A 16,740-nucleotide genomic window follows, 5' to 3' on the forward strand; every position below is an offset into this window, starting at 1 on the left:
ATTAGAGGGCGTTTTTCCATTCTTCGATTTTATTATTGGCATTTTCAATGTATTTCGTATTAGTGTTTGGTTGTTTATATTGCAGGCTCTCATTCATTGTTGCAATGGCATATTGAGTGTTTCCCATTTGCTTACAAAAGTGAGCGTAAATAAATAGGTTCTCAAAATTTTTATGTAAATTAACGCTTGCTTTTGCCAGTGTATTACCAAAATCGATTTCAGACTTACCTACATTTCCTTCATGGGTAAGAATTACCCAAGCTGCCATATAATAATTTTTATAATCGTCATAGCCATATAAATGATACTGGCGAGCTTCCTTAATCATCTTATTAAATTTATGTTTTGAATTTTTTCGCCAAATTGCTCTTTGAATGCACACATCCATATCTACTTGGTTAATCACTCTTTCAGATAAAGGGTGTTTCGTTTTCCTAAGTTTTTTCTTCATTTTATTTCTTTGAAAATCGTTTACCCTCCACTCTGTCCAATGATTGACCATAAAAACCCAGTGGCTGATTAAAAAGTCATCAACTTCTTTGTTGCCAACATTTTTTCTATATTCAATCTCATTGTTCAGAATATGGTTAAAGTAGACACTATTATATGATTGAGTATTTTCTTTTAGTAACAACCAAGTTTCAAGACTAAATAATTTGTCTTCTTCGCAGTTTTCAAGATAAATATTAATCAAAGAATCTTTTTCTGGAACATACCCAAAACTGAAATAATTACGTAATGTTTCAGCACTTAAATCTCCTGCAGTAACTATCTGTTGATAATAATTAAAGTTTTTTGAGTCATTAAAAGCCGTTGCGGCAATTTGTATAAGCTCTTTGGGAGTTTTATAACCTATATCTTTATGCTGTAGGTTCCCTTCTTTGTCAAAATATAAATATGCTGGGTAACTAGCTAACTGATATTCAGATTCAAGATAATGTCCAAGACTGTCAAGGTTAATATCTAAAGAAAGAGATATAAACATATTGTTGTAATATTCGCCAACTTCATTCGTATTGAAAACATTTTTTTCCATTCTAACACAATGGGGGCAACCCACATAATGTAAGTTGGCAAAAATGTTCTTGTTTTCGTTTTTTGCTGTAGCAATTACAGTTTTTAAGTCATCAATTTTTCTAAAATCAATTCCACTATTTTGTCCGATTATTAGAACTGGTAGAAGTAAAAATATGAAATTTGTAATGTGAAATTTCTTCATCGTGTGTTAATTTTGTGTTTTTGGTATTTGTAAGGTAATCGTGCGGTATGCCAGTGTTGAATTTGATGGAGTGTATGGCTTTAGCCACTGTGGAGTATTTTCATAGTTTGAGGTTTGGTACATGTTTTCTTCGTTTCGAAAATAGAAAAAATACCTCGAATAGGATTCGTTTAACAATATAAATTGAGAGTTAAGCATTAATTTATATCAATACTAAATACAAGTGTGTATAGTTTCTGTGAGCAAATGAATAATAAGTTGAGCTATAATGTTAATTGTTTTACAAAAGGGTCGGAGAGAGGGGAATCATAATGCGTATTATTCTCCCTCAGTTTTCTTATTAATCTTATCATTAATGTTTAAACTCTCTTCACTCTTTTCTTCAAACTTCTCGGTTGGTATAGTAATATCACTACCATCACGGATACTTTGGTAATGTGGCGACATAATTTCTACATCTGCCTTGTTAAAGGCATCAAGTATGTTTCTATAAAGTTCTGATTGAATTCCGATATACTTATCAGCTTGTGCAATGTATGCGTTTATCTCATAAGCCACATAAAAATCATCTAAGCTCTTCTGAAGTACAAAAGATTCTTTGCCCGATTGCTCAATAACGCCATTGGTATTTTTTGCAGCGCTTAATAATAATTGATGCACAATACGCCAATCCACATCATAACCGATTGTTATGGTACAATGAATAATAAGGTTAGATCGTTCGGCTGCTGTGGTATAGTTTTTACTATGACCTGAAAGTATTTTAGAGTTAGGGATAGTAATAATCACATTTTTTGGCGTTCTCACTCTGGTAATTAATAAGTTTTTCTGAACAACAATGCCTGTAATGGTATCTACTTCAATTCTATCGCCAAGTTTGAAAGGGCGCATATAGGTCATGATAATGCCGCTTAGTCCGTTTGAAATAACGGATGTTGACCCAAGAGATAATAGCAGTCCCACAAAAACGGTTACTCCTTTAAAAACTTCAGAACCTGAACCTGGTAATAACGGAAATATAATGGTGAGTAAGAATGCGTAAAGGATAAACTTAATGATATTACTTGTTGGTGTTGCCCACTCTTTGTAAAAGCCTTTTATATTGATGTTACCACCTTTTAGTTCGTTAAAAAAGAAGTTAAGGAGCTTTAAGAATGCTCTGAATATGATGAGTATAATAATAATTTTAATTAGGGTAGGGATGTAGGCAATAAATACCTGTAGAAAGTCGAAAAAAGGATCGATGATATAACCAAATACTTGTTCGCCAACTTCGCTAGTATAGTGAAATATACTTAAGAAGGCAGGAAGCATTACATAAATAAGGAAACCAACAGTAAAATAATAAACCCAGGTAATTACTTTAATAAGGCTATTAATGGCATTTTCTTTATCCTCTTCTTTTAAACGGTACATTTTAAATAAGCGGGTGAGCTTATATATGTATTTGTCATTTCGCTTAATCAGTTTTTTTGTCCAAATAAAGAGTCTTTTTAATCCTATGAAAAGTAGAATAAACAGGGCTGCAAATAGCACTGCTTTTATAATTTTCACCCTTAATAGTTTTGGTTGAGCTTTATCAAGGTAAGCACTAATCTTTTTAATATAGCCTTTCGAGATATCTGCTTTACTGGCTTTTAATTTCTCTTTTGTAATTTCGCTAAACTCCGTTAAGGTGATGTGCCCATATTTTATCAGTATGTAGTTAAGGCTATCAGCAACAGTAAGAGAATCTTTGTAAAAGATGTCGTGTTTTAATATGGTATTAAATCTATTGGCACAAAAATGGGCATGTTGAGCAATGGAGCTCGAGGAACCTTTTTCGTAGATATTAAAAACTGTATCTCCCTCAATTACCACAGGGAAGGCTTCTTTGTTTGCCTTTAGCTTATTGATACGCTCTTTAGTTGCTTGGTATTGCGCCTGAAAAGCGCTATCTGAACTTTGTGCATTGCTCGTATATTGTAGTAAAAGTAAACAAAGAAGTAGAAGGTATTTATGCATCGTGATTTAGGTAAATTAGAATTCAAATGACATACCATCAATATATCATTTATTTCCCATAATATCTAGTGGTGCAGGTTTGGGTGGATATTTGGTTTTAAAATATTAGGCATAAAAAAAGAGCGTTTAAGATATACTTAAACGCTCTTTTATAAAATATTATAGTTCAGATCTATTCTGCACTTTTTAAAGAAGTACAACCAGCTTTAATTGCTTTCGCATTTTTGTCATTAGCATAAATAGCTAATGCTTCATCACAAAAAGCAATTGCTTTGTCACACTCTTCAACTGAAGCTGCTTTTAAAGCAGGCCATTGATCAGCATTGTCAGATGTTCTAGCATTTAATTTAGCTTGAGCTTTCTCGTAATGACCTTTAGCTTTAACAACTAATGGCTTTGCTAATTCTTTTTTCATTGCACTAGCATACTTACCATTAGGGAAATTTTCAATACCAGCTTGTAATGTTTTGGTCATTTCCTCTGTATTACCATTGGCTTTATGAATTTTGTATTGGTAATAATAGCAAGCATCACCTTTATATCCTGCCTCTTGAGCCGTGGTATAATACTTAAACGCTTTGTCATTCATTTTTAACTTGTACGCACACGTTGCTGTGTTGTATACAGTTGCAGGGTCAACTTCCTCACCTTCAGCATCCCATGATGCAATTGCAGCTTCATATGAATCCAATGCTGTTTTATAATCTTTTGCTTTTAAAGCAGCATTACCTTCATTTTTCAATTCTGCAGCACTCTTCTCATCTTGAGCAACTGTAGTACCTAATACTGTAAATAATAATAATGTTAATGATAAAATGTACTTCATAACTTAAATATTAATTTTAATTGTTTTTTTACAGAGTTTAAATTTAAGTCCGTAAAAATAATAGTTTTTTTAAAAAACACTTATAATTACGCACCAAATGTAAGTTTATAAACTCATTATTTATTACACGGTAACAAATCAATAAGTGTGCCATTGTATCTGTACTACCCGCCAATTAAAATTAAGGTATTTATTATTATATACTTATATATTGATATTGAATGAATAGTGTACTTCTATCTTTTCTTAATCTCTTCCTTTTTTATAAAACCTTCAGAGATTACTGTCATTTCAATATTTTGCTTGTTCACAATCTGGGCTTGTAATAAAATAGCCGGAACCAAGCGTTTGCCATTATTTACAGTTACACTGCCATTGCTTGGAGCTATCCCTTTACTTATTTTAATAGCAGCATCCGCAGCGGCATATGATAAGGATTCAATAGGCTTATAAATAGTTATTGTCTGATTTCCGATGACAATGTTTTTAATGGCCTCAATATCTGCATCCTGACCTGCAACAAGCACTTTGCCCTCAAGGTTGTGTTCTTTTAATGCCGATATAGCACCAGATGCCAAATCATCATTGCCAGCAATAATAGCATCAATATCTTCTGATTCTTGCAAATATTTATTTGTCATCTCATACCCTTCATGGATGCTCCAATGTTTGGTGTATGAATCAAATATTATTTCTATAGACCCATTATCAATTAAAGGTTGAAGAACGTTCATTTGGCCAAGTTTTAATAAATACGCATTGTTATCAGTAGTTGCACCACCAATAATGCCATATTTACCGCTAGGCTTAATTTTTGTGAGATAATTTGCTTGTAATTCACCAATACCAATATTATCAGTTGAAATGTGGTAGTCCAGATTACAATTTTTAATAAGGCGATCGTAAGAAATTACAGGAATACTGTTTTTATGAGCCGTTTTAACAATTTCACAAGCCTTGGTTCTGTTTACTGGTACAACAACCAAAACATCAACGCCATCAGCAATCATTTTTAAGGCTTGTTCATATTGAACTTTTTCATCAGAATCTGCTACAGCAACTATAGCAATACCACCAAGATCTTCCACGTTGGCTTTAAAATTATCGATATCTTTTTGCCACCTTTCTTGTTCTAAATTGGCAACTAAAAATCCGATTGTAGGTTTCATTTCACAACTCAATAAAAATATTGAGAGACTTAGCATTAAAATTTGAGAGAGACTTTTCATGATACTAAATTTTAGAAGGTGAAGTATTAAGTCAATTATTAAGGGAGAACAGGCAAACGCCTCGGAACTACTTTAAGGTATGAAATAATTATGTCAATTGAAATATAAATTTAGTTGAGCCGTCTATTTTTTTGTAATGCCAGCTGATTAAGCTAAACGTGGGTATATTACTTGAACTACAGGGTAATATTAATGTGTTTGCACGTGTCGTGTACAGGCAGACACAATTATATTACGGATAGAATAAGCTTGTTATAGTATTTTTTAGATCATTGTAGCAGTGATTTGATAATTCTAAATAAAACTAAATAATTCATGAAGTATATAAGCTTAGTAATGACTTTGTTTTTAGGTTTTACACTGTTGGTTTCGGCCAATAATCCTAATGAAAAAAGTACGGTTTTAATAAAAACAGATGTAAAGGGAGATGCAAGTCCCCATGTATTAAAAGAGGTACTATTGGCAAAGGAAAACGGTATTACCGAAATTAAATTTGAAAAAGGGGTTTACCATTTTTATCCTGAAAAAGCTTTAGAGATGTTTTGTTACATTTCTAACCACGAAGATGTGGTTACTCGAACGGCATTTCCTTTAATCGACTTTGAAAATATTACCATTGACGGACAAGGTTCTGAATTTATCTTTCATGGTTTAATGATTCCTTTTATTATTGAAGGGGGAAAGAATATTACCGTTAAAAATTTATCGGTTGATTGGAAGAACCCTTTCCATTCTGAAGGTACAGTAGTTGCAAATGATCCAAAAGCGAAAACTGTTGATATTGAGTATTCTTCTGATTATCCTTACGAGATCAGAAATGGGCAAGTACATTTTGTGCATCCTTATTACGAACATACAATAGGACAGTGTATATTCTTTGATCCTAAGCGTGAAGCTATTTTGTATAAAAACGAGTCTTACTTACCTGTTGAGCTCAATTCAAAAACGGCTAAGCAATTTAATATTGATAAGTTATCTTATAAATATGAAAATGATCCTCGTACCCCTTTTCATTCTCGACTAGGACTTGAAAGTAAAATGAATGCAAAGGAGATTAAGCCAGGTGTTATTCGTTTTAGTAAAATGAAGAGAGAAGTGCCTCCCGTTGGTGCAGTATTAGTAAGTAAGGGTAAAAAAGGCGATAATCGTATTGCTCCTGCGTTTAGAGTTACCGGAACCTATGATTTAAACATACAATCTGTTACGGTTCATCATGCTGGTGGAATGGGATTAATTTGCGAGAATAGTGAAAATATTACACTTGATGGATTTAACACTATCCCTGCCAAAGGACGCGTTTTAAGTGCCTCGGCAGATGCAACTCACTTTGTGGGGTGTAGAGGTAAAGTTGAATTAAAGAATTGCGAATTGCGTTGCCAAATGGACGATGCTCTTAACGTGCACGGAACTTATCAAAAAGTGATGGATATTATTGATGAGCACACCATCGGAATTCACGTAGGACACTTTGAGCAGCAAATGTTTTCCATTGGTCGTCCTAACGATACAATAGGTTTGGTACGATTAAGCGATTCGTTTTTTCCATACAATAAGTTAACGCTTAAATCAATTCAAAAGTTAAACGGACGCTACCATTTGGTAACATTTAACGAAAAATTGCCAGCTAATATTAAGGCCGGTGATCTAATCGAAAACCTCGATGCGTATCCAGAAGTTACAGTAAGAGATTGCGAAATTAATGGTAACAGAGCACGTGGTTTATTAATTTCAACGCCTCGTAAAACTTTAGTTACCAATAATTTCTTCCATACGCATATGAGTGCCATTCTTGTTCCTGTTGAAAGCGGATTTTGGTACGAATCGGGTAGCGCATCTAACCTAGTTATTACAAATAACGTGTTTCAAGATTGTGTTCACGGAAGCAAAGGTAAAGCAGTTATTCAGTTAGAAACCGACGACGATAATGAGAATATTGCATTTAAAGATATTACCATTAGCAACAACACCTTTAATCAATACGATAATTTAATTTTAGAGGTTAAGAATACCGATGGTTTTACATTCGAAGGAAATACCATAACAAATTCAGGTACATTTCCGCAGCTTCATAGCGATAGACCAGCTATTATTGTTGAGTCGTCTAAAAATGTAGTATTCAAAAAGAATAGCTACAAAGGTAATGCTAAAGAAATTTTACATACCGATGGTAAAAGCGGTAAATTAAAGTTCAAATAAAAAGTACCTTAATAAAGTAAGTTAAGCGAGTTATCCACTCTGGGTAACTCGCTTTTTTATGGCTTTACTTTTCATTAAAATTCCGATCCAATGCTATCTAGTGATTAGGGTGTGCCCTTGCAGGTCGCGCTTTGCACTATATCTTTGCTTCGCCATAATGGGCTCACAAAGGATGCCGTTTCAATCGCTCACACTCCGTCTTCGGGCCAAGCACATGTTAGTATAAAATCTATAATAATACCTATTATCTTTTTTATAGATATTTTGTTATGTCCTAATTGGTATCGTTTATAACAAATCTAATATCAGTTTATTATGTATTTAAGTCCTGCCTACATCAAAAAACTAATGAAGTTGAACTTAATTAGGACCTCATATTATAGCTTGTCTTAAAAGCAAAATACTATATTTGTCGCAGTTTTAATAAACAATAATTATACTTATGAGAAAATTTTTATCAGTATTAGCAATCATGTGTATTGCAATATCTATTAATGCTCAATCTGCAAAAGATGAGGTTATTGCAGAGTTTGTAAAAGGAGTAGTAAGCTTTGAAGCTGCTGAATTAAGTAAAAATTCTCCAATTTCAAGTTTCAACAAAAAAGCAAGTGAGCAAGCCAGTAAGTCAATTGTACTCACTAAAGAAAATGTAAAAGAGTCGCTTGCTGAGGCTAAAACATATTCAAGTTGCTTTATAACAGTAGGGGTTCATACCATTGTTAAGGTAACTGATTTTGATAAAAAAATAATGTCAGGTTCTTGGGGTACTGAAATGCCGTTTGGCGAAGGTTATATTCAAAAAGGAGAGCTTGTAAACAAGCAAGATTATATCAATAATGTTATTGGTATTCCTGATACCCAAAGACGCATGATGTTTTTGTTTAAATAACATTAGTATTTTTAAGATATGTAAAGGAGGCTTAGGTCTCCTTTTTTTATTTATACAATTTTAATAGGATATATAGTACCTTTGTATGCTATATATCTAATGGTAATTTAGTTCTTTTGTAGGATAAAATATTTGAAACATGCACAACTTTGATAGGATAATAAATAGAGAGGGTACCGATTCTTATAAACTAGATTTGCGAGATGCTTATTTTGGCACAAACGACGTATTGCCCCTTTGGGTAGCTGATATGGACTTTGCTGCCCCAAAAGAAGTTCAAGAAGCTTTAGCGCAAAGAGTAGATCATGATATTTATGGGTATACAATCCGTAAAGATGATTTTTCAAACGCAATTACATCTTGGCTCAGTAGAATGCATAGTTGGCAAGTAGGAAATGAAACCATTGAGTTTACGCCCGGAGTATTACCGGCAATTGTTGTGGCCATTCATGAATTCACCAATCCTGAAGACAAAATAATTATACAAACCCCTGTATATCCACCTTTCTATTCTATAGTAACAGATAATGATAGAGTATTACTGAAGAATAATTTAGTTGAAACAGATGGGTATTATAATATAGATTTTGAAAACTTAGAAGAGTTAGCTCAAGATCCTAAAACAAAAATGTTTGTTTTCTCTAACCCGCATAATCCTGTAGGAAGGGCATGGAAGCGTGATGAGCTTGCGCGTATCGTGAAAATTTGTTCAGACAATGATGTAATGATTGTATCTGATGAAATACACAGCGATTTGTGCTTATTTGGCAATAAACACATTGTGTTGGCCAATGAATTTCCAGAGTACGCACACCAAATAATTACTTGCATGGCGCCAAGTAAAACCTTTAATATTGCGGGTTTTTCAACGGCATATGCTGTAATTACCGATAAAAAGGTAAGAACACAGTTTCATAAGAGGTTAGTGGGTTTACAAATGCACATGGGTAATCTTTTTGGTGGAGTAGCTTTAGAAGCAGCCTATAATAATGGTGATGCATGGCTTAAAGAAATGAAAGCTTACTTAGAAGAAAATATACTAATGGTAGATGCCTTTATTAAGGAGCATATGCCAGAAGTGGGCTTCGTGGTTCCTGAGGCAACTTATTTATTGTGGTTTAATTTTAAGGCCTGGGGTTTACCGCAATCTAAATTAAAAAAGGCCATGATTGAAATTGGTAAAGTGGGCTTGAATGATGGTGTTTCGTTTGGCGCTGAAGGCAAGGGTTATCAAAGAATGAATATTGCCTCGCCTAAATTCATGGTTGAAGAAGGTTTGAATAGAATACTAAAAGTACGAAACGAAGTTTATAAGAAGTAAATTATGACTTATTGCTAAATAGTACTTCTAGCTATTCGCTATAATATTTTAAAAATACAATATTGGTCAAAATGTGCATTGGTGAAGCATCATGCCTTTTGGCCAATTCTTTTTTTATACATCGGGTAACAGAAAACAGATAATAATATGATTATTGTTCCAAGGTAAAATCCGGATGACATATATTCTGAATCACCAAAGAACAGAAAGGCTAATATAATTCCGTAAACAGGCTCCATATTAATGGATAATACTACCGTGTAGGCAGATACAACCTTCATCACATCAACACTTGCAGCAAAGGCAAATGCAGTACAAACAATACCTAAAATAAGTAGGTAAACTAAGTCGTTTGTGCTCACTTCAAAAAAGTGTCTATTAAAATTTCCTTTTAGGGCAATATATAAACTGATGCCAATAAAGCCGCCAATCATTTCATAGAAACTAATAATACTCGGGGCAACTTTGTGAGTAAACGATTTATTAAGGATAGTGAATGTGGTAGCCAATACCGTTGAAATAAGCGCAACAATTATTCCGTTTACATATTGTAATTCATATCTGAATATAAGGTATAAGCCAGCAATTATTATAACACCAATCAATACCTCTAATCGTTTTATTTTAGTTCGGAAGAACAAGGGCTCTAGTATACTCGCGAACAATGTGCCTGATGACAGCGTGCCAAGAGTTACTGATACATTGCTAATTTTAATGGCATGAAAAAAGGTGATCCAATGCAGTGCTACAACTATTCCTATTCCTAAGAGCTTAATAATTTGTTTTTTGCTAATTGAAATATCTAGCTTTTTAAAGCGTAGGTATACGAAAAGTCCAACTATTGCAAACAGCATTCTATACCACACAATTTGTATAGCATCTAAGGTAATAAGCTTACCTAGTATTGCTGTGAATCCGTATATGAATACAATAAAATGTAAAAGAATTAAACTATTTCGTAATGAATTCTTCAAAGTAATGCTTTATTAAAAGGCAGAATCTAGCTAATGACCTAAACTCTACTTGTTATGAATAATTTTGCAAATATACATTTACATTGAATGTTCAACCTTGTCAAAAATCATGCTTTTATAATACCTTGATATAGTTTGTATTGGTATGAGGCCCTATTTTTTTTGAATAAAAAGAATATAAAAATTTAATAAATGTATTACCTTTAATTTTTGGAATGAGAGAAATGATAATAACATCCAAAATAGATAATTGTAATACTAATACATTCAGTACTTATGTATTTGCTATCAATTTTGGTATTATTTAATATGTAGGCCTGTAATTCAGGTCTTTTTTTTGCTCTAAATTCTGGCATTTTAAAAATATTGAAAGTATTAAATACAATATAAATGAAGGATTTAAGTTTAGTTTCTATCAACGACTTCTCGAAAGAGGAAATTTTAAAAGTCGTAGAATTAGCAGCTCGTTTTGAAAAAGAACCTAATCAGGATTTATTAAAAGGAAAGGTTGTGGCTAGTTTATTTTTTGAGCCATCAACACGTACACGTCTTAGCTTTGAAACTGCTATAAACCGCTTAGGTGGCAGGGTTATTGGTTTTAGTGATGCTTCGTCTTCATCAACTACAAAAGGAGAAACGCTTAACGATACCATAAAAATGGTAAGTAACTATGCTGATTTAATTGTTATGCGTCATCCATTAGAAGGAAGTGCGCGATATGCCTCAGAGCAATCTTCAGTGCCTATTATTAATGCAGGTGATGGAGCCAATCAGCACCCAACACAAACGCTTTTGGATTTGTATTCTATTCAAAAAACGCAAGGTACATTAGAGGATTTAAATATTTTTATGGTAGGTGATTTAAAGTATGGTCGAACCGTTCATTCCTTGCTGCAAGCCATGTCGCACTTTAATCCTAAATTTAATTTTATTGCACCCGATGAATTAAAAATGCCTGATGAGTATAAAATTTGGCTCGACTCAAAGGGAATTCCCTACTACGAACATTCTGAATTTACGGATATCATCTCCAAGGCAGATATATTATATATGACTAGAGTTCAACAAGAGCGCTTTGTTGATCCAATGGAATATGAGAAGGTGAAAAATATCTATATCCTTAGAAATTCGATGCTTGATAATACTAAAGATAACTTGCGAATTCTTCATCCACTGCCTCGTGTTAACGAGATAAATACGGATGTAGATAGTAATCCGAAAGCATATTATTTTGAGCAAGCAGAGAATGGTGTTTACGCACGTATGGCAATTATTGCTTCTATTTTAGGTTTGGTATAACAGTTAAAATTTAATGATGAGCACAAAGAAAGAATTAAGCGTAAGCGCAATACAAGAGGGAACTGTAATTGATCATATTCCTGCTGAATACCTTTTTAAAGTGATTCGCATACTAGGTTTAGATAACTGTAGTAACCTGATTACTTTTGGAACGAACCTGGGAAGTAGCAAGTTTGGAAAAAAAGCTATTATTAAGGTTGCAGATAAGTTTTTTAAGGATGATGAGATTAATAAAATTGCTCTTGTTGCAAAAGAGGCTCGGCTAAATATAATTAAGGATTATGAGGTAGTTGAAAAAAAGCTAGTTCATATCGAATCTGAGATTATTGGTATTGCACGTTGTTTTAATCCTAAATGCATCACAAATAACCAAGAGGTAACTACACGATTATTGTTGGTTGAAAAAGAACCTTTGGCTTATAAATGCCATTATTGCGAAAAAATTACCACTGAAGAACATCTGGAAATCATATAAGATCCGAACAAGAAATACATTGTAACTCCCATGATATTTATTATTGTGGGAGTTTTTGTTGATACTAAAATTTCCCTGTACTATTTTTGCAGCGCATTAAACACAAGTAAATATGGCTAAAGTTGATTGGCGACCTGGGAACATGGTTTACCCATTGCCCGCAGTAATGGTAACTGTAGGTGATAAACCCGAGAATTATAACATTATAACAATTGCTTGGACAGGGACCATCTGTTCCGATCCAGCTATGTGTTATATTTCAGTGAGAAAAGCCCGTCACTCTCATGCAATTCTAATGGAAACTAAAGAGTTTGTAATTAATTTAACCACTAAAGATTTGGCTTATGCTACGGATTGGTGCGGTGTAAAATCAGGAAGGAAGTACGATAAGTTTAAAGAAATGAAACTTACTGCAGGTAAGGCAAGCATTGTAAAAGCTCCAATTATTGAGGAATCACCCATTAGCCTTGAATGTAAAGTAACTCAAGTTATTGAATTGGGAACGCATGATATGTTTATGGCCGAGATAGTTAATGTTAAAGCCGATGATAAATATCTTGATGATGAAACAGGTGCTTTTTCATTGGATAGCGCAAACCCTATTTGCTATTCCCATGGGCACTATTTCGAGGTGGGGGATAAGTTGGGAAAATTTGGTTTCTCAGTTCAAAAAAAGAAGAAGAAAAAAACAAAGAAATAAGCTGCTATTGCTCAGTAAAATATAAATACTCTATTTATGTTGTACTACCAGTAGAATAGATCATAGCAAAGAATTGTTGCATTGAAAAGAATAATGTAGTTTTGCAAGCGAAAAGATAATAGGTAATGATTGAAAAATCTAGGGAATCCTGTGACTGTAAAAACAGAATTCAGGAACTGTACCCGCAGCCGTAATCAACCAAGTATGGCGAGCGTTAACCACTGATATATCGGGAAGGTGCTCATAAATGAAAGTCGGAAAACCTGCTATTATCAGCATTCATTCACCTTTCGGGAAATAGAAGAAATAATGAGTAAAAGTATTTTAGTATTAGTGATTTTTAGTGCCTTATTATCCTGCACTAACTCCTCAAAAAAAACAAATAGTAGCACAGTTGATGTTGAGCCAGACTCAGTATACGTGCCTACTTATGCAAAGCAGTTTGTAATAAAGTATTTTCAGGATTACAAAATTGTTGAGGTAAATGACCCATGGGACGATGCTGCTCCGAAGCATCAAATTGTTTTATCCTCCTCCTCTGAATATCTGAAGAAAAATATAGATGCCATCCAGGTACCCTTAAAGCGATGGGTTGCTGTTGCATCAACTCAAATTAGTTATGCCGATAAAATTGAGGGGGCTATGGATGCACTTGTGGGCATGGCCGAACCTCAATATGTTAGTAATCCTACAGTAGTAAACGGATTAAAGACCGGTGCAGTACGTAATATAGGCACCGCCTTTGCGCCTGATTTAGAGTTACTCATTGATATTGATCCAAATGTTATGATGATTTCTCCTTTTAAGGAGGATTTTTACGGTCCAATCCGACAGGCAGGAATTAAGCTGGCGATGAATAGCAGTTATCTCGAAAATACACCGCTTGGTAGAGTAGAGTGGTTGGTATATGTTGCTGCCTTCTTTAATAAGGAACAAGAAGCAATTGATGAGGTACATAATATTGCACAACGTTATAATAATGTAAAGTCATTAACCCAAGAATTGACCGATAAACCAACGGTTGTAAGTGGTAAAATATACCAAGGGGTTTGGTATGCAGCAGCAGCGCAAAGTTACAATGCAAATTATTATGCTGATGCAGGTGCAGATTATATTTTTAAGGATAGGCCGGGTACTGGTTCTTTAAGTTACGATTTCGAAACCGTTTATAATTCAGGGGCAGAGGCCGATTATTGGGTGTTGTTGGTAAATTACAACGGAAATTACTCTTATGAAGCCTTAACAGATGAAGATGTTCGTTATAAAGATTTTGATGCCTTCAAGAATAGGAAGGTATTTTTCTCAAATACGAGTAAATCACTTTTTTATGAAAAGGGGTTGCTAGAGCCCGATGTTGTTTTAAGTGATATGGTTAAAGTTTTTCACCCTAATTTATTACCTAATTATATGCCACGTTATTATAAAATGATGACTAAAGAGTAATATGCAAGCTATTGATACAAAAAATAAAAAGAGTGTAATTTTTGGCTTGTTACTATTTCTGTTGCTGGCTTTATTTGTAATAAATATATCCTTGGGCTCAGTTTATATACCTGCCGAAAAAGTGCTTAAATGGCTAGTCGGTATGGGCATTGAAAAAGAAAAATGGCACAATATATTATTTAATACACGTTTACCACAGTCGTTAACCGCAGCCTTTGCAGGAGCAGGTTTAGCAGTAGGTGGACTGCAAATGCAAACCTTATTCAGAAATCCTTTGGCAGGTCCTTCTATACTTGGTATTAGTGCGGGTGCGGGTTTAGGTGTTGCTGTAGTTGTACTATTGATGGGTGCCATAAACGGAACGGCTTTGAGTGCATTCGGCGTATTCGGATCAGTAACAGTAACAATGGCAGCATTTGTTGGCGCAATGGTAATTTTGTTTATGGTTTTGTTTTTAGCTCGAAAGCTAAAAAATAATGCCATGTTACTTATTGTGGGTATTATGGTTGGATATGCTTCGAATGCCTTAGTTGGTTTAATGCAATTTTTTAGTACCAAGGATGACATACAAGCATATGTAGTATGGGGATTAGGCTCATTCGGAAATGTATCATGGGAAAAACATCAGGTTTTTATACCCGTAATCACACTTAGCTTGTTGGCATCTCTGTTTCTAATTAAGCCACTAAATATATATTTACTAGGCGAGAACTATGCCGCCAATTTGGGTCTCAATGTTAAGCGCTCGCGTTTGCATATTCTCATTGTTGTAGGCATGCTTACTGCTACTATTACTGCATTTTGTGGGCCTGTTGCTTTTTTGGGTTTGGCTGTGCCGCATATGACAAAAAACTTGTTTAAAACTGCTGATCACTCTGTTTTAGTACCTGCGGTTATGATTTTTGGAGCGGCTTTAGCTTTATTATGCAATGTTATTGCTCGCCTGCCAGGTTTCGACGGAACCCTCCCAATAAATGCAGTAACCTCGTTAATTGGTGCGCCTATCGTGGTTTCTGTAATACTCCGTAGACGAAGATTAGTTGATTAATTTTAGAAAGTGATGAATAAAACTACAAAGCAGCAATTACTTTCATTAGTAAACCTATCGGTTGGGTACTCTAAAGATGATGCACTTCATTCTGATATTAATGTATCTGTAAATGCCGGAGAATTTACTTGTTTGTTAGGCCCTAATGGGGCAGGAAAATCAACATTGATTAAAACCATATCGGGTTTTTTACCTAAGGTAGAGGGGGAGGTTTGGTTTGGAAAAGAGCGTATTGAAAATTTAAATGAACAGAAGAAAGCAAAGTTGGTAAGTGTTGTTCTTACTGAGCGAATTTCAGTTCCTAACTTAACGGTTTTTGAATTGGTAGGTTTAGGGCGAACTCCTTATACAGGATTCTTTGGAAAGCTTACCGATACGGATGTACAAAAGGTTTATGATGCAATAAAAGCCGTTGGCTTAGCTAAATTTGCGCATAAGAGTATTGATAAGATGAGCGATGGCGAAAGGCAAAAGGCAATGATTGCGAAAGCCTTGGTTCAAGAAACGCCTTTTATTATTCTTGATGAGCCAACAGCTTTTCTCGATTTTCCTGCAAAAATAGAAATCATGCAATTGCTCTTACAATTATCCCGAGACCATAATAGAGGCATCTTATTGAGTACGCATGATTTGGAGATGGCTTTACAAATTGCAGATAAAATTTGGCTTATTGGCCCTGATAGGAAACTAACAGAGGGTGTACCTGAGGATTTAGTGCTTTCCAACGATTTTAATGATTTCTTTGAACGTGATGGAATTCATTTTGATAAGCATGCAGGTAATTTTAAATTTCATAAATCAGTACAAAAACCAATTCAAATTGTAGGTGAGGGCATTGAGCGATGCTGGTTAGAAAAGGCGCTCAATAGAATTGGCTACATAGATTCTAATGAATCAAATGATTTAAAAGTAGAATTACGTAAAGACGACAATGCAGAGATAGAGTATCAATTAACAAAAACTGGTTTATCCCAAAATCATCAAAGTATTCAGTCCTTAATTGAACAATTATAAAGCTCAAAAGGACTTTCATTTAATACTTTGTAATATTCCTGACCAGGTAATTATTTACTTGTTCAAAGTTGATGAATTGATCCATTCTAGATCCACTATCAAG

14 protein-coding genes and 1 riboswitch are annotated in these 16,740 nt (G+C 34.2%); of the genes, 9 read left to right on the plus strand and 5 right to left on the minus strand.

Annotation, left to right across the window (positions count from 1 at the left end):
* Position 1: 1 nt before the first annotated feature.
* The 4 genes from A8B35_RS18195 to A8B35_RS18210 form a co-directional block, all read right to left on the minus strand.
* Complete coding sequence (locus A8B35_RS18195) at positions 2-1,219, minus strand: thioredoxin family protein (RefSeq protein WP_075603626.1); 1,218 nt, start codon at positions 1,217-1,219, stop codon at positions 2-4.
* Between the two features lie 318 nt (positions 1,220-1,537).
* A complete protein-coding gene (locus A8B35_RS18200) occupies positions 1,538-3,223 on the minus strand; it encodes a mechanosensitive ion channel family protein (protein ID WP_075603627.1) in 1,686 nt (561 codons plus the stop codon).
* 172 nt (positions 3,224-3,395) lie between these two features.
* Complete coding sequence (locus A8B35_RS18205) at positions 3,396-4,049, minus strand: tetratricopeptide repeat protein (protein WP_075603628.1); 654 nt, start codon at positions 4,047-4,049, stop codon at positions 3,396-3,398.
* A 236-nt stretch (positions 4,050-4,285) separates the two neighbouring features.
* On the minus strand, positions 4,286-5,278 hold the full coding sequence (locus A8B35_RS18210; RefSeq protein ID WP_075603629.1) for a sugar ABC transporter substrate-binding protein: 993 nt from the start codon (positions 5,276-5,278) through the stop codon (positions 4,286-4,288).
* Positions 5,279-5,593: 315 nt separating this feature from the next.
* Here A8B35_RS18210 and A8B35_RS18215 point away from each other — a divergent pair, with 315 nt between their 5' ends.
* The 3 genes from A8B35_RS18215 to A8B35_RS18225 all read left to right on the plus strand — a co-directional run bounded on the left by A8B35_RS18215 (position 5,594) and on the right by A8B35_RS18225 (position 9,684).
* Entirely contained in the window at positions 5,594-7,474 is a 1,881-nt protein-coding gene (locus tag A8B35_RS18215; protein ID WP_075603630.1) for an alpha-1,3-galactosidase-related protein, read from the plus strand.
* A gap of 442 nt (positions 7,475-7,916) precedes the next feature.
* Entirely contained in the window at positions 7,917-8,363 is a 447-nt protein-coding gene (locus A8B35_RS18220; RefSeq protein ID WP_075603631.1) for a hypothetical protein, read from the plus strand.
* Between the two features lie 139 nt (positions 8,364-8,502).
* Positions 8,503-9,684 (plus strand): MalY/PatB family protein, encoded by a 1,182-nt coding sequence (locus tag A8B35_RS18225; RefSeq protein ID WP_075603632.1) that lies wholly within the window; start codon positions 8,503-8,505, stop codon positions 9,682-9,684.
* A gap of 89 nt (positions 9,685-9,773) precedes the next feature.
* Here A8B35_RS18225 and A8B35_RS18230 read toward each other — a convergent pair whose 3' ends face one another.
* Positions 9,774-10,658, minus strand: coding sequence for a DMT family transporter (locus A8B35_RS18230; RefSeq protein ID WP_075603633.1), 885 nt, complete (start codon positions 10,656-10,658; stop codon positions 9,774-9,776).
* A 390-nt stretch (positions 10,659-11,048) separates the two neighbouring features.
* Here A8B35_RS18230 and pyrB point away from each other — a divergent pair, with 390 nt between their 5' ends.
* From pyrB to A8B35_RS18260, 6 genes are all read left to right on the plus strand, one after another.
* On the plus strand, positions 11,049-11,957 hold the full coding sequence (gene pyrB / locus A8B35_RS18235) for an aspartate carbamoyltransferase (protein WP_075603634.1): 909 nt from the start codon (positions 11,049-11,051) through the stop codon (positions 11,955-11,957).
* A gap of 16 nt (positions 11,958-11,973) precedes the next feature.
* Complete coding sequence (pyrI, locus tag A8B35_RS18240; protein WP_083634517.1) at positions 11,974-12,432, plus strand: aspartate carbamoyltransferase regulatory subunit; 459 nt, start codon at positions 11,974-11,976, stop codon at positions 12,430-12,432.
* 112 nt (positions 12,433-12,544) lie between these two features.
* On the plus strand, positions 12,545-13,132 hold the full coding sequence (locus A8B35_RS18245; RefSeq protein ID WP_075603636.1) for a flavin reductase family protein: 588 nt from the start codon (positions 12,545-12,547) through the stop codon (positions 13,130-13,132).
* Positions 13,133-13,211: 79 nt separating this feature from the next.
* Positions 13,212-13,417, plus strand: a riboswitch (cobalamin riboswitch).
* Between the two features lie 24 nt (positions 13,418-13,441).
* Positions 13,442-14,575 (plus strand): ABC transporter substrate-binding protein, encoded by a 1,134-nt coding sequence (locus tag A8B35_RS18250; RefSeq protein ID WP_075603637.1) that lies wholly within the window; start codon positions 13,442-13,444, stop codon positions 14,573-14,575.
* 1 nt (position 14,576) lies between these two features.
* Entirely contained in the window at positions 14,577-15,623 is a 1,047-nt protein-coding gene (locus A8B35_RS18255; protein WP_075603638.1) for an iron ABC transporter permease, read from the plus strand.
* A gap of 12 nt (positions 15,624-15,635) precedes the next feature.
* The gene (locus A8B35_RS18260) at positions 15,636-16,637 is read left to right on the plus strand and encodes an ABC transporter ATP-binding protein (RefSeq protein ID WP_075603639.1); all 1,002 of its coding nucleotides are present in this window, start codon (positions 15,636-15,638) and stop codon (positions 16,635-16,637) included.
* Positions 16,638-16,740: the final 103 nt, after the last annotated feature.

The organism is Saccharicrinis aurantiacus, assembly GCF_001660705.2.
In the GTDB taxonomy this organism is placed as follows: Bacteria; Bacteroidota; Bacteroidia; order Bacteroidales; family Marinilabiliaceae; genus Saccharicrinis; species Saccharicrinis aurantiacus.